This window comes from Lujinxingia vulgaris (genome assembly GCF_007997005.1).
In the GTDB taxonomy this organism is placed as follows: domain Bacteria; phylum Myxococcota_A; class Bradymonadia; order Bradymonadales; family Bradymonadaceae; genus Lujinxingia.
Window position 1 is genome coordinate 1 of the sequence record NZ_VOSL01000058.1, and the last position, 12,929, is coordinate 12,929.

A 12,929-nucleotide genomic window follows, 5' to 3' on the forward strand; every position below is an offset into this window, starting at 1 on the left:
CCACCCCCCCCCCCCCCCAACCCCCTCACAAACCTCCCCACTCCGCAAACCCCCGCGCCTCACAACCACCCAACAACCCAACCACCTAACCTCAACCCACACACCCCCGAACCCCCTCACAAACCTCCCCACACCGCAAACCCCCGCGCCCCTCACGACCCCTCAATACACCACCTTCTCCACCAAAAACTCCAACACCTTCCGATGGAAGTGGTCGATGGTCTGCGCCCGACGCCACCCGTGCCCCTCCTCCTCATACACATGGTAGAGGTGCGGCACGCCCCGACGCCGCAGCGACCCGGCGATCGCCTCGGCCTGGTCGAGCGGCACCACCGAATCTTTGGCCCCGTGAAAGATCGCCAGCGCGTCACTGATGCGCTCCGCCCGATTAATCGGGGAGCGCTCCCGATAAAGCTCGGCGGCCTCGGGCAAAGGCCCGATCAGGCTGTCGTTATAATGCGCCTCAAACTTATGCGTGCCCCGCTGCAGGGCAAAAAGATCCGAGATACCGTAGAGGCACACCCCGGCCTTAAAGGTGCCCGGATGATCCACCAGGGCCTTGAGCACGGTGTAGCCGCCGGCGCTCCCGCCCATGATCACCGCGCGCTGGCCGTCGGCCAGACCTTCGTCTTCCAGATAACGAACCGCCGCGACGGCATCCTCGACATCGGCCTCGCCCCACTTGCCAAAGAGCGCCTCCATGTAGGCGCGCCCGTAACCGGTGGAGCCGCGGTAGTTCACATCAAGCACCGCAAAGCCGCGCGTGGCAAAGAACTGGTTGCGCGCCTCCCACCCCATCACCCGCTGCGCGGTGGGGCCCCCGTGAATCATCACGAGCACCGGCGGCTTGCCGCTGGCGCTGTAGGTGGGATTGGTCGGCGGGTAGAAGATCCCGTGCACTTCCACCTCCTCGTCATCCTCACCCCTCACAGGCCAGCTCACCGCCCGAGCCGCCGCAAGTTCATCTTCTTGAAGACGCTCGCTCGACGCGAAGCGACGCACCTGCACGGAGCCCGCAGCCACCGTGATCACCCGCGGCGGACGTTTGGACGATGACGCGATCAGCGCCACCGCCCCCCCGGTGGTAACCCGCGGCTGGGCCAAGGAGGTATAGCCCTCCAACCCCGGCAGCCGCCGCGCGCTCCCATCAACGCCCAGCCGCTCCAGGTGATGCTCCCCGCGCACACTGCCCAGCGCGATGACCGCCTCGCTATCCTGGGTCCAATCATAAAAACGCAGCCCCTGAATCCAGGGCGGCCCGCCAAACTCCACCCCCTCGCGCGCGATCACCTGCGACTCCCCGCTCTCCACATCGCGCAGCACCACCTGCCAGTGCCCGGTGGCGTCGCTTAAGTACGCCAGCCACCGACCATCGGGAGAATACTGCGGCTGCTGCACCGCCACGCCCTCCTGCCCCACCACCGTGGCCCGCGGCCCCACCCGCACCACCCCGCCGGTCATGTCGATGCCCGCCGACTCCACCCGCGTCTGCGTCCAGGGCATCTGCGGATGATCCCAGCTCACCCACACCAGCCTGTCGCCCTCAGGCGACCACGCCGGCTGCATGTAGAAGTCCGCGCCCTCAGCCACTTTCACCGGCCACTGCGACCCATCGGTGGGCACCACCGCCACCACATCCTCATCGTTGACTCGATGCACATAGGCCACCCACGCCCCGTCCGGAGAGATCGCCGGGCTGGCCACCTTCCCCCACTCTGGCGAGAGCGGGCGAGGACGCCCTTTGTCGAGATCGGCGGCGTAGAGGCGCCCGTCGGAGGCCGCAAACACCACGAGATCGTCACGCACATCAAACTCACCGCCCCCGTAGCCCACCCCGCCGCTGACGCTGAGCTCATCGTTAAGCGCGCGCGCAGCCTGGTCGGGGCGTTGCACCATCAGCACCCCGCGCCCATCCACCCGCTCCGCCCACACCAGCGTGCGCCCCTTGCCTCCCCACGACACATCTAAAAAGCGCAGCTCCCCGGCCAACATCTCCGGCCCCAGCTTGCTCGACCACAACCCGAAGGGCACCTGCTTCTGCGTCGACTCACTCATCTGCGCTCCTCACATCCTCACATCGTCCATCAACCGGCCCCGACGCACCGTCAGCACCGTCGCGGCTCACCCCGCTTCACGTGGCCGCAAAGCTAAAACACCCGCCACAAAAAAAGAACCCCTCCCGACCAGTGCGGCCAGGAGGGGTTCTTTGTATTGCTCACCTCGCGACGCTCGCCGGCGTCGCGGAGGGCGGGGCGATCAGGTCTCGATCACGCCCACATTCTTATCGTCACGCTTGTACACCACGTTGATCGCCTGAGTCTCGGCGTTGGTGAACACGAAGAACTGACGATCTTCGAGAAGGTCCAGCTGCAGCACCGCCTCATCAATGCTCATGGGCTTGGCCTCATAGAGCTTGTTGCGCAGCACCGAGACCCGGCCCGACGGGGTGTTCACCGTCTCCACCACCGGCACCTCTTCGGCGGCCGAGGGCTCCGGGTAAAGCTCGTAGTCTTCGGCGAACTCGCTGTCGATATCACCCGCTGCTTCTGCGGCGAGTGGCGAGACCACCGCCATCTTGAACATCTTGGCCTGACCGTTGGTCGGCTTGTGGTCACGAAGGCGATCCTTGTGGCGACGCAGCTGCTTCTCGATCTTGTCGAGCGCCAGGTCGATCGAGCTGTACATATCCTCGCTGCGCTCCGCCCCCTTCACCGTCAGGTTCTTGATCTGCAGCGTGAAGTCGGCGATGTGCCAGAACTTCTCGACGGTCATCACGACCGAGGCGTCGATCTTGCCCTGAACATACTTGTCGCAGATGCGCTCCAGCTTGGCCGTAGCGTAGTTGCGAAGCGATGCCGACGAATCCATGTTCCGGAAGGATACGTTTGCGTTCATGAAGGACTCCTTCTTCGGGTAGATGATACTGCATTCTAGAATGAGCCGACGAAGCTCCAAGACGACACCGCCTCACCACCTCGTCTGCGCTCGAAGGTCCAGCATAGTCCGAAACGCCAGTACCTACCAACCGTATTCGTTACAACTCGCAGAGCAAACAAGCCCCCCTCTGCGCCGGCCTGCACCTTTTGACGCGCTCAGAAGAGCTGCTTGCGTTTGCTGCTCGACAAAATCCCCATCATCTCCCGGTACTTGGCCACGGTGCGCCGGGCGATGTCGATCTCTTCTTCTTTCAAAAGCTCCACGATGCGCGCGTCGCTCAGCGGCTTTTTGGGGTCTTCATGGGCGACGATGTCGCGGATCTTGGCCTTAACCGCCTCGCTGGCCAGATCGTCCCCGCCCAGGTTGGTGATCGAGGAGTTGAAGAAGTATTTCAGCTCAAAGACCCCCCGGGGCGTGTGCACGTACTTGGCGCTCGTCACGCGGCTGACGGTCGACTCGTGCATGCCGATATCCTCGGCCACATCGCGCAGCACCAGCGGCTTGAGGTGCTCGACCCCCTTCTCGAAAAAATCCCGCTGAAACTTAATGATGCTCTCGGTGACCTTCACGATCGTGTTCTGGCGCTGCTCAATGCTGCGGATCAGCCAGAGCGCCCCGCGCAGCTTGTCCTGGATATAATCCTTGACCTCGTCGCGCTCCCCCTCCTCTTTTTTGCGCGCGAGCTCCTTCTTATAAAAGTTGGAGATGCGCAGCCGCGGGAGCCCATCCTCATTGAGCACCGGCACCCACTCCCCATCGAGCTTGCGGATATAGATGTCCGGCGTGATGTAGCGCGGCTCATCATCGGAGTAAGCACGCCCCGGGCGCGGCTCAAAATGCGAGAGCGCTTTGGCCGCGGCGATCACATCATCGAGATCCACCCCCTGAGCGCGGGCGATCTTCCCGTAGCTCTTCCGCTCCAGATCCGGGATATGCTCCTCGATCATCGCATGCAACAACCCGAAATCCGGATGCTCGCGCCGCGCCTGAATCAACAGGCACTCCCGCAGGTCGCGCGCAGCCACCCCCACCGGATCAAAGGTCTGGATCAACGTCAGGATCCCCTCGACCCGATCCACCGAGGTGCCCGCGTCCTCGGCGATCTCCTCCAGACTCACCGCGCTCAGAAACCCCGCCTCATCGAGGTTGCCGATCAGAAGCGCCCCCACGTACTCATCCTCCGGGGCGAGCTCGGCCAGGCGCAGCTGCTCCATCAGATGATCGACCAGCGACTCGCTCGTCGAGAGCGTCTGCTCCAGCCCGGGCAAGTCCTCCCCGCGCATCCCCTTATAATGGTTGGTCGGGCCATCGGAGCCTCCGAACTTCTCGGCGTAAGCCTCCCAGTCCACCTCCCCCATATCGCGCTCATCGGCCCGAACCTCGGCGAGCTCTTCGCGCCGCTCCGGCTCGCGCTCAGCCGGCCCCTCCGACTCGTAGGGCTCCGGGATCTCTTCGAGCACCGGGTTCTCCACCATCTCCTGGCGAACCTCGGCGATCAGCTCCATGCGCGAGAGCTGCAGTAACTTAATCGCCTGCTGCAACTGCGGGGTCATCCGCAGCTGCTGCGACATCTTCACTGATTGGCGCAGCTCCATCGCCATACGCGTCTCTCCCGTCTTCAGTCATCCATCACGGAGCGCCCGACCCGGCCCCCGAATCCGCGGCGCGATCGCCACCTGTCAGGTCCAACCGGCACTCTCTACAGACCTCTAACGTATAAAATCGTCGCTCACTTCGCAAGCTCCTGAGCTTTTGGTACAGCTCTTGCTTAATACTACCCACATCGAGCCTGGCGCGTAGCTCGGACTCGGAGAGACGACCATCTGACACCCTCGAAACACTCATGATATCAGGCACTTGCAACCTCTTTCCCCCACGTCCCTTCCGCGCGTCATTTGAGCGATGTTCTCAGACCATGACATCGATGTCAGAGCCTGGAGCACGCTCGCTTCATCGACCCTGTTTGTATGGAGTTTTACCATGAAGAAGACATTGAAATGGTTGGCCCCCCTGCTGATCGCCCTGCCGCTGAGCGCCTGCGGCGGCGACGAGCCCCCTCCCTTTGACGAGCGCGAGAACCTGCTCACCATCGACGATCAGAGCCCCGAGATCCCCAACGAGATCGTCGTCGCCGAAGTACTCGCCGAGAGCGCCGGCTACGTTGTCATTCACGACGCCGATGACGAAGGAGAGCTCGGTGAGCCCCTGGGCACGCTCCCGGTCGAAGCGGGCAGCGCCTCCGATCTGACCATCGAGCTCGCGCGCCCCCTCCTCGATCAAGAGCTCCTCTACGGTAGCCTCTATCTGAGCGAGGACGACGCCGAGACCTTCGAGCCCGACGACGCCCTCCTGGCGATCGACCGCGGCGAGCCGGTCCGCGTTCAGTTTACGGTCAGCATTGAGGTTGAGGAGATCGCCCCGGCGCTGGTGGCCGAAGATCAGATCGCCGACCCCATCAACGAGGTCGTCATCGCCGAAGTCGCCAGCGACGTCGACGCCTGGCTTGTGATTCGTGCCGATGATGAGGGCACCCCCGCCGACGTCATCGCCACAGCCTCGCTGGAAGCCGGCTCGTATGAAGACGTCCGCGTGATCCTCTCGCGCGATGCCTTCGAAGACGAGACCCTTCACGCCTCGCTGCACATCGACGCGGAGCCCGAAGATGACTTCGACCCCGAGTCGGACATTGTTGTCACGGTGGATGAAGAACCTCTCACCACCAGCTTTGTCGTGACCCTGCCGGAGCTTCAGCCGGTCGCCACCATCTCGGTCGACGATCAGTCGGTGAGCTTTGAGGCCGCCGACAGCATTGTGATCGCAGCAGCAGAGCTGCAGGGCTTTGCCGGCTGGATCGCCATCTACGCCGACGACGAAGGGGAGCCCGGCGACCTGCTCGCCAGCGAACTCTTCTCCGCCGGTGAGCTCGAGAACATCACCATCGCGCTCGACGAAGCGCTGGCGGCCAGCGCCACCCTTCACGCCCGCATCCACCAGGAGAGCCCGGCCGACGGCGACTTCACCTACGATGGCGAGAGCGACGAAGATCCCATCGTCGTCGTCGACGAAGCGCCCGTCATGGCCACCTTTGACGTAACCCTGATCGACCCCTCCGCCCCGCAGCTCACCGTCGAAGATCAGCTCCTGGAGAGCCTCCCCCTCAATGAAGTTACGATCGCTGAGCTCGTCTACGACCAGGACGGATGGCTTGCGATCTACGACGCCGAAGACACCCTCCTGGGCGCGGTCGCCGTAGCCGCCGACCCGGCCGTGAAAGCCAACATCGTCGCCCCTCTGAACCGCGACATCGAAGATGGCGAAGCGTTGCGCGTGGTGCTGCACAGCGACATCACCGCCGGCGACGCCTTCGACGCCGACGTGGACCTTCCGGTGCTCGACGCCACCGAAACCGGCGTCGAAGCCAGCTTCATCGTCGAGCTTCTCGAAAACAGCCTGGAAGCCCGCGACCAATCGCTCGATGAAGTCTCCACCGAAGTTCGCATCGACGCGCTGCACGCCGGCGAGAGTGTCATCCTGGAGATCTTCGCCGAAGCCGACGAGAGCGTCCTTCTGGCCGAAGCCGCTCTGGACTATGGCATCCACCAGGACATCGCCCTGACCGTGGGTCGCCCCCTGGAAGATGGCGAGGTCATCGTCGCGCAGCTCTTTAAGCTCGAAGAGGGCGAGCGTGTGCCGGCCGAAGATGAGGCCGGCGACCCGGTGCGCGTCACCTTCGAAGTGACCGTCCCCGATGGCACCCCGGCGGTCTTCCTGACCTTCAGCAGTAACGGCAACTCCTACCGCGTCTCGGCGGTGCGCCCGGCGGGTTATGTCGACATCGTCGACGGTGGCTCGACCACCGATGATCCCACGCTGACCCTCTTCCGCGGCTGGCGCTACGGCATCAACAACACCGTCTACAGCGCTAACCCGCTGCAGTTTGGCCACCCCTCGGGCATTGCCGGCTTGGACTTCACCAGCCTGATCTCCCAGGACGAGAGCGGCTCCTACAACGGCGACTCTCAGGTCAACCGCGTCGCCGACGGTCAGCGCATCTGGTTCACGCTCACTCAGGACCTGGTCGACGCCAACATCAACACCTACCGCTCGGCCGACACTCCCATACTGATGCGCGGCGACCTCGACATCGAAGACGCCCCGACGCTCATCGAGCGCTGATCGTCGCGTTACCGCGCACCCTACGGAAGCTCTTGTAGGGCGCGTTTTAAGCCCGCGAGCCGGTCATTTCAGACCGGCCGCGGGCTTTTTGTTGTGCATCGCCCACGCACTCACTACCCTCTCCCTGGACCTCACACCTTCGCCGGAGCCTCCCCATGCCTGTTCGCACAACTTTCGTCTTCTGCCTGACCGCGCTGACTCTGATGATCGTCGGCTGTCAGGAACCCGAGCGGGTCCGCGATGTCAACGACTCCACCGGCCCCGGCGGGCTTGTCGGAAACAACTCCGGGGGCGACCCGGACACCGGCTCCGACGCTGGTGACGCAGGTGACACCGGCGACGCGGGTGATACCGATACCGACGCAGCGCCCTTCTGCCAGCTGACCCCGCGCCCCGGCGCCAACCCCACCGTGGCGCCCTGCTGTTTCACCGACCAGGATTGCCAGAGCTCCAGCGCCCCGAACGCCGAGTTCATGCGCTGCTACGCGAGCCTCTGCACCACCAACGGCGAAGGCGTCTGCCGCATCCCCCCGGCCCTCGACGCCGACTGCTGGGACGACTCCGACTGCGACGCCAACCAGGCGTGCATCGACGCCTACGTGGGCACCTGCAACCAGCCACTCAACGGCGAATACACCGGCATCTGCCGCGATCGCTGAGGCCGTCGAAGTCCGCATAACAAGCCGCTCCACGGCACATCACACAGTGTGGCGAGCCGACGCGCCATCTGATGCCTTACAGCGGGTCCTGCTCATCGCGAAGTTTGCGATGGGTGCGCACCCGTCTTCGGCCCGGCTCGCGTTTGACTTTCTCACGAGACGACTTCGCCCGCGGTGGCTCCAGCGTCTGGGCGGCGCCGGGCTTCTCATACCAGGCCACCCCGGCCCGATCGGCCCGATCCAGCTCCGCGATCACCTGCGCGCCCAGCAGCAGGATCACCGAGGCCACCTCCATCGAGAGCAGCACGATCACCACGGTGGCCAGCGAGCCGTAGATCATATTTACCAGCGAGATGCTGGTGAAATACCACACCATAATATGGCGCACGATCTCCCAGAGCACCGCTGCGGTCAGCCCGCCTACCAGCGCCCTGCGAAAGGAGATCTCCGGCAGAGGCAGTACCCGGTAGATCGCCGCAAAGAGCAGCGTCAGCCCCACCACCCCTGAGACATAGAGCGCCACGCTGGTCGCCGTGTCCATGCTCAGCTCCCACCCCAGCAAGGGCACCTCGTAGATCGCCCAGGGGATGGCATCGAGCGCCGCGGTAAACGCGGTCAACGCCGTGATCGCCACCCCCATCACGCAGATAAACAGGTAGGGGATCAGCACCGAGACCCACACCGAGCGCTTCACCGGCTGCTCGGGCTGATCAAAGATCACGTTAAGCGCGTTCTCCAACACCCGAAACGCAATCGAGCTGAAAAAGAGCAGCACCAGCAAGCCCACCACCCCGATGAGCTCCTTCTGCTCCAGAAAGCCCTGGAGCGCGCGCACCATCGACTCGCTCTGCCCCGGCGCGATCAGGCTCAACTCCACCTGAATCGTCGAGAGCAGCAGGGCTTCGTCCACAAAGGTCGAGAAGAAGACGGCGATCAGCGCAAAGAGCGGGATCACCGAGAGCAGGGTGTTATAAGAGACCGCCCCGGCTAAAATCAGCCCGTTCTTCTCTCCGAAAAATCGCAGCAAGACCCGCAGCGCAAAGCGCAGCGTGTGGCCGGGAACCCCCGGGAGCCCTCGTATCCAGCTGGTGATCTTCGCGTTCAGAACGTGTCCTTCTTCTGACATCTGAGCTCGTCGTGCGCCGTCCGTACTCTGGCGCCCAACCACCTGCGCTCAACACGGCCGCGCGTCCGCGCCGACAGCTTGCATGTTTGCCTTCCCGACGTCGACGACGCAAGGCGCTTTCAACTCGGCCCCGCCTCCCTGGGAGCATCCAGGCCGAGACGCTCGCGTCCTCACCATGCACCACGCCCTCGCCACATCACACGCCCAGAGCTTTATGTTCACCGCCGAGCCACAAACAAGGAATAAGACCTCAAATTCAACGACTTACACACGCACATCGACCATCGAACCGGCCCCCGGCTGCCGCGCCTCGGGCACACTGTTGCCGCAACTCATCGCCCTGTGCTACCTTCTTCGTATGACGTAACGCATTCGCTTCTGGCGCCTTTGCCTGATGCCCGCTGCCTGACCTGACAGGCCGCGCGGCCGCGAGGTTTATGATGTACGCCTATACGCTCAAGACGCTTGAACGCCACATGCTCAGCCCGGCGCGCCGCCTCTTTATCTACGATCAGATGAAGGCCGTCGCCGACGAGCATCAACTCCGCTCGCTCTGCCAGCGCATCGACGATGCCCGCCGCCTCGACACCCTCAACGTCGAGCGCTCCACGCGCTGGCGTCAGTGGAGTCGCATGGAGCGCACCCACCCTGGAATCATTTTTGCCGCCACCACCGCAGATGAACTGCGTAAGAGCGCGGCGCGCGGCCAGCAAGAGCTGCTCAGCCTGATCTACTTCATCGTGCACAGCCCCGCCTTTGATCATGGCGAGCTGCGCGAGCGTCTGCTTGAGCCCCTTCTCCAGCATGTGCGCCGCCTCGAACATTACGCCGACCGAGCCACCGATCAGGCCGCCTGCGTGGAGGCACCGACCTCCCCCCCCGGAGAGTCCCTCGACCTCGACCACGCCTTCACCGACAGCCCTCCCTCCTCGATCCACTGAGGCTTCGCGTTGTCCGAGCGTCACACCAGCTTCTGAGTTCCGAGCGCCTCCGGCCCATGCCCGAGGCGCTTTCGCTTCTGAGCCCTCGCACACATCGGCGGCCTTTTCGGTTGCACAAAGTTCAAAGGTTCTTAAACTTCGCACGATTGTTTACGCGGACTTAAACCGCAACGCGAAGTGAACGCCATGCCTCAGACCGCCGCAAAGCCCCTCGCCAGCGACTTTCTCTCGCGCTTTGAGCGCCAGCTCCACCTGGCCTTCGAAGATCCTCGCCACCTCGGCAAACAGCCCGAGGTGCTGCTGGAGGCCTGCCGCCACGTCTCATTTGCCGGCGGCAAACGCATGCGCCCGCTGCTCGTCGATCATTTCGGCGCGGCGCTCGATCTCGATGACGACGCGCGCATCCGCCTGGCCATCACCGCCGAGCTCATTCACACCGCCAGCCTGTTGCACGACGACGTCGTCGACGAGGGAACCACTCGCCGCGGCAAACCCACGGCCAACGCACGCTGGAACAACTCGGTGGCCGTGCTCGGCGGCGATCTGATGCTCTGCATCGCGCTGGAGCAGCTCGAAGATTACCCCCGCGAGGTTACCTTTGAAGCGGTGACGCTCGTGGCCGAGATGACCCGCGCGGCGATGCGCGAGGTCGACGCTCGGCAGGACTCCACCTGGACGCTGCCGGAATGGGAAGCGATCGCCCACGGCAAGACCGGCGCGCTGCTCGCCTTCTGCGGCACGGCCTCGGCGCGGGTCGCCGGCCGCACCGAGCTCATCGAGCGCCTCGGCCAGTGTGGACATCACCTGGGGTTGGCCTTCCAGATCACCGACGACCTCATCGACGTGGTCGGCCACCCCGTCGACATCGGCAAAGATCGCCTGGCCGATCTGCGCAACAAAAACCCCTCCTTCCCAATCGCCCTGGCCCGCTCCTCCAATGAGGATTTCCGCCGCGCCCTTGACGAACTCTGGCAACGCGATGACTTATCAGAGGACGACGTGCAACGATTCGGCGCCTGGATCGTTGAGCTGGGATGCGCGGACAAGACCCTGGCCACCGTCGAGGAGCACCTCGACCAGGCCATGGACGCCTTAGGCCCCTTTGCCCACGGCCCGGGCGGCGAACATATCGCCGAGTGGGCCGCCCAGCTCCGCGCGCAGGCGCGCTGGAGTTTGGAGAGCCGATGAAAGGCTACAACTACCGCACTACCGACAACGATCCCACCACCACGCTGCCTCTGTGGGAAGCGCTGGTGACCGACGCCGTCGGCGACGTCATCGAATTCTGGGGCTTTAAACGCAATCACGGCCGGGTCTGGGCGCTCCTCTATTTGCGCCGCCAGCCGATGAGCTCCTCCGAGATCCAGGAGGCGCTCGACCTCTCCAAGGGCGCCGTCTCCATGATCACGCGCGACCTGGAGGTCTGGAGCGTGGTCAGCCGCGTGCGCCAGGCCACAAGCTCCGCATGGCATTTTGTGGCTGAGGTGGAGTTTATGCAGATGATCGGCCAGGTGCTCGAGCAGCGCGAGGGCCAGCTCATCTCACGCGTGGCCACCGACCTGAAAGACGCCGGACGCCTGGCCTCCGAGCAAGAAGATATGGATCCGGAGACGCTCGAGCGCATCGAGCGCATGCGCCGGCTGGCGGGCATGATGCAGCAGGCCCTGGAGATCTTCACCCGCACCGCCCAGCTCGATGTCAGCAAGACCCGCGATCTTCTCTAAAGATTCGCGCCACCTCGACCGCCACGCCCCTGGCCAGCCCGAAACGCTCGCCACGCGAACGCAGGGGTTTACACTCCTGCCACTTCAGCGCGGAGCAGCTCTTTAGCGCGGAGCACCTCGGGGTCTGCGCCGCCGCGCCCCGCCATGGCGCTGGCCTCACCGCGCCGTGCAAGGCTGGCGCCCGGCCCCGGCGATGCGCTATGACACCTCGGGAAGGAATGCACGCAGCACGCGCGTTGTAAGCCACTCCAGGCGCCTGGCGCCCCCGGGGCCGGCTGCCCCACGCCCTGTGACCCAACGTTTGCCCTCTGTGACGAGCACTCATGGCCACCGATCTGAACACCGACGCCCTCACCAACCCCCTCGACGACGAGCTCGCCGCGGTCGAAGAGTTAGCCCGGGCCCGCGACGCCATCGTCGAACAGGTGCGAAAGCGCATCTTTGGCCAGGACGAGCTCATCGAGCACCTGCTCATCGCGATCTTCGCCCGCGGCCACTGCCTATTGATGGGCGTCCCCGGCCTGGCCAAGACCTACCTCATCGCCACCCTCTCCCAGGTGCTCGATCTGGACTTTAACCGCATCCAGTTCACCCCCGACCTGATGCCCGCCGACATCACCGGCACCGACATCCTGGAAGAAGATCCGGCCACCGGAAAACGCGTCTTCAAGTTCATTGAGGGACCGGTCTTTACCAACCTCTTGCTCGCGGACGAGATCAACCGCACCCCGCCCAAGACTCAGGCCGCGCTTCTGCAGTCAATGGCCGAGTACCGCGTCTCGGCCGGCGGAACGACCTACGAGCTCGATCTTCCCTTTCTGGTCTTCGCCACCCAGAACCCCATCGAGCAGGAGGGCACCTACCCCCTGCCCGAGGCCCAGCTCGACCGCTTTATGTTTCATCTTCAGGTCGACTACCCCGATCTTGAAGACGAGCTGGCGATCGTCAAAAACACCACCACCAGCCACCGCCCCGAGATCGAGAAGATCCTGGACGCGGCCACCATCCTGCGCCTGCAGGAGCTGGTGCTTAAAGTGCCCGTCTCCGATGAGGTCGTCGCCCACGCGGTCAACCTCATCCGCAAGACGCGCCCGGCCGACCCGAGCGCGCCGGATATCGTCAAACGCTTTGTCAGCTTCGGCGCCGGCCCCCGCGCCGGACAGGCCATCATCCTGGCCGGCAAAGCCCGCGCCCTCCTCGACGGGCGGCTGACCGTCTCCACCGAAGACATCGATTATCTGGCCCCCTCGATCTTGCGCCACCGCCTGCTGACCAACTTCCAGGCCGAGGCCCAGGGGCTCGACCCGCAGGCCATCATCGAGCGCCTCATCGCCGGCTGAGCCTTCGGGCTCGTCGACGATGACGT

The 12,929-nt window shown here is 64.3% G+C and carries 10 protein-coding genes; 6 read left to right on the plus strand and 4 right to left on the minus strand.

Features of this window, described 5'->3' with window-relative positions:
• Positions 1-162: 162 nt before the first annotated feature.
• The 3 genes from FRC96_RS14615 to rpoN all read right to left on the minus strand — a co-directional run bounded on the left by FRC96_RS14615 (position 163) and on the right by rpoN (position 4,538).
• Positions 163-2,055, minus strand: a complete 1,893-nt coding sequence (locus FRC96_RS14615; RefSeq protein ID WP_146975451.1) for a S9 family peptidase — start codon at positions 2,053-2,055, stop codon at positions 163-165.
• A 201-nt stretch (positions 2,056-2,256) separates the two neighbouring features.
• Positions 2,257-2,895, minus strand: a complete 639-nt coding sequence (gene hpf, locus FRC96_RS14620) for a ribosome hibernation-promoting factor, HPF/YfiA family (protein WP_146975453.1) — start codon at positions 2,893-2,895, stop codon at positions 2,257-2,259.
• A gap of 197 nt (positions 2,896-3,092) precedes the next feature.
• A complete protein-coding gene (rpoN, locus tag FRC96_RS14625; RefSeq protein ID WP_146975455.1) occupies positions 3,093-4,538 on the minus strand; it encodes an RNA polymerase factor sigma-54 in 1,446 nt (481 codons plus the stop codon).
• A gap of 379 nt (positions 4,539-4,917) precedes the next feature.
• Between rpoN and FRC96_RS14630 the strand changes: the two genes are divergently transcribed.
• Together FRC96_RS14630 and FRC96_RS14635 are read left to right on the plus strand one after the other, a co-directional pair.
• Positions 4,918-7,113, plus strand: coding sequence for a DUF7282 domain-containing protein (locus FRC96_RS14630; protein WP_146975457.1), 2,196 nt, complete (start codon positions 4,918-4,920; stop codon positions 7,111-7,113).
• A gap of 155 nt (positions 7,114-7,268) precedes the next feature.
• Positions 7,269-7,772, plus strand: a complete 504-nt coding sequence (locus FRC96_RS14635) for a hypothetical protein (RefSeq protein WP_146975458.1) — start codon at positions 7,269-7,271, stop codon at positions 7,770-7,772.
• Between the two features lie 76 nt (positions 7,773-7,848).
• On the opposite strand, the gene FRC96_RS14640 is transcribed toward FRC96_RS14635, so the two are convergent.
• Positions 7,849-8,898: a YihY/virulence factor BrkB family protein gene (locus tag FRC96_RS14640; RefSeq protein ID WP_146975460.1), complete on the minus strand. Its 1,050-nt coding sequence runs from the start codon at positions 8,896-8,898 to the stop codon at positions 7,849-7,851.
• Positions 8,899-9,335: 437 nt separating this feature from the next.
• Between FRC96_RS14640 and FRC96_RS14645 the strand changes: the two genes are divergently transcribed.
• The 4 genes from FRC96_RS14645 to FRC96_RS14660 all read left to right on the plus strand — a co-directional run bounded on the left by FRC96_RS14645 (position 9,336) and on the right by FRC96_RS14660 (position 12,903).
• Positions 9,336-9,839, plus strand: a complete 504-nt coding sequence (locus tag FRC96_RS14645) for a hypothetical protein (protein WP_146975462.1) — start codon at positions 9,336-9,338, stop codon at positions 9,837-9,839.
• A 186-nt stretch (positions 9,840-10,025) separates the two neighbouring features.
• Positions 10,026-11,027 (plus strand): polyprenyl synthetase family protein, encoded by a 1,002-nt coding sequence (locus tag FRC96_RS14650; protein WP_146975463.1) that lies wholly within the window; start codon positions 10,026-10,028, stop codon positions 11,025-11,027.
• Positions 11,024-11,563, plus strand: coding sequence for a GbsR/MarR family transcriptional regulator (locus FRC96_RS14655; protein WP_230470282.1), 540 nt, complete (start codon positions 11,024-11,026; stop codon positions 11,561-11,563). Before FRC96_RS14650 ends, FRC96_RS14655 begins: the two co-directional genes overlap by 4 nt.
• Positions 11,564-11,886: 323 nt before the next feature.
• Positions 11,887-12,903, plus strand: coding sequence for an AAA family ATPase (locus tag FRC96_RS14660; RefSeq protein WP_146975467.1), 1,017 nt, complete (start codon positions 11,887-11,889; stop codon positions 12,901-12,903).
• The last annotated feature ends 26 nt before the right edge of the window (positions 12,904-12,929 follow it).

Bases quoted from the DNA above. Each gene is read 5' to 3' on its own strand.
- rpoN (WP_146975455.1), bottom strand. From the start codon at position 4,538: ATGGCGATGGAGCTGCGCCAATCAGTGAAGATGTCGCAGCAGCTGCGG.
- FRC96_RS14630 (WP_146975457.1), top strand. From the start codon at position 4,918: ATGAAGAAGACATTGAAATGGTTGGCCCCCCTGCTGATCGCCCTGCCG.
- FRC96_RS14635 (WP_146975458.1), top strand. From the start codon at position 7,269: ATGCCTGTTCGCACAACTTTCGTCTTCTGCCTGACCGCGCTGACTCTG.
- FRC96_RS14615 (WP_146975451.1), bottom strand. From the start codon at position 2,055: ATGAGTGAGTCGACGCAGAAGCAGGTGCCCTTCGGGTTGTGGTCGAGC.
- hpf (WP_146975453.1), bottom strand. From the start codon at position 2,895: ATGAACGCAAACGTATCCTTCCGGAACATGGATTCGTCGGCATCGCTT.
- FRC96_RS14660 (WP_146975467.1), top strand. From the start codon at position 11,887: ATGGCCACCGATCTGAACACCGACGCCCTCACCAACCCCCTCGACGAC.
- FRC96_RS14640 (WP_146975460.1), bottom strand. From the start codon at position 8,898: ATGTCAGAAGAAGGACACGTTCTGAACGCGAAGATCACCAGCTGGATA.
- FRC96_RS14650 (WP_146975463.1), top strand. From the start codon at position 10,026: ATGCCTCAGACCGCCGCAAAGCCCCTCGCCAGCGACTTTCTCTCGCGC.
- FRC96_RS14645 (WP_146975462.1), top strand. From the start codon at position 9,336: ATGATGTACGCCTATACGCTCAAGACGCTTGAACGCCACATGCTCAGC.
- FRC96_RS14655 (WP_230470282.1), top strand. From the start codon at position 11,024: ATGAAAGGCTACAACTACCGCACTACCGACAACGATCCCACCACCACG.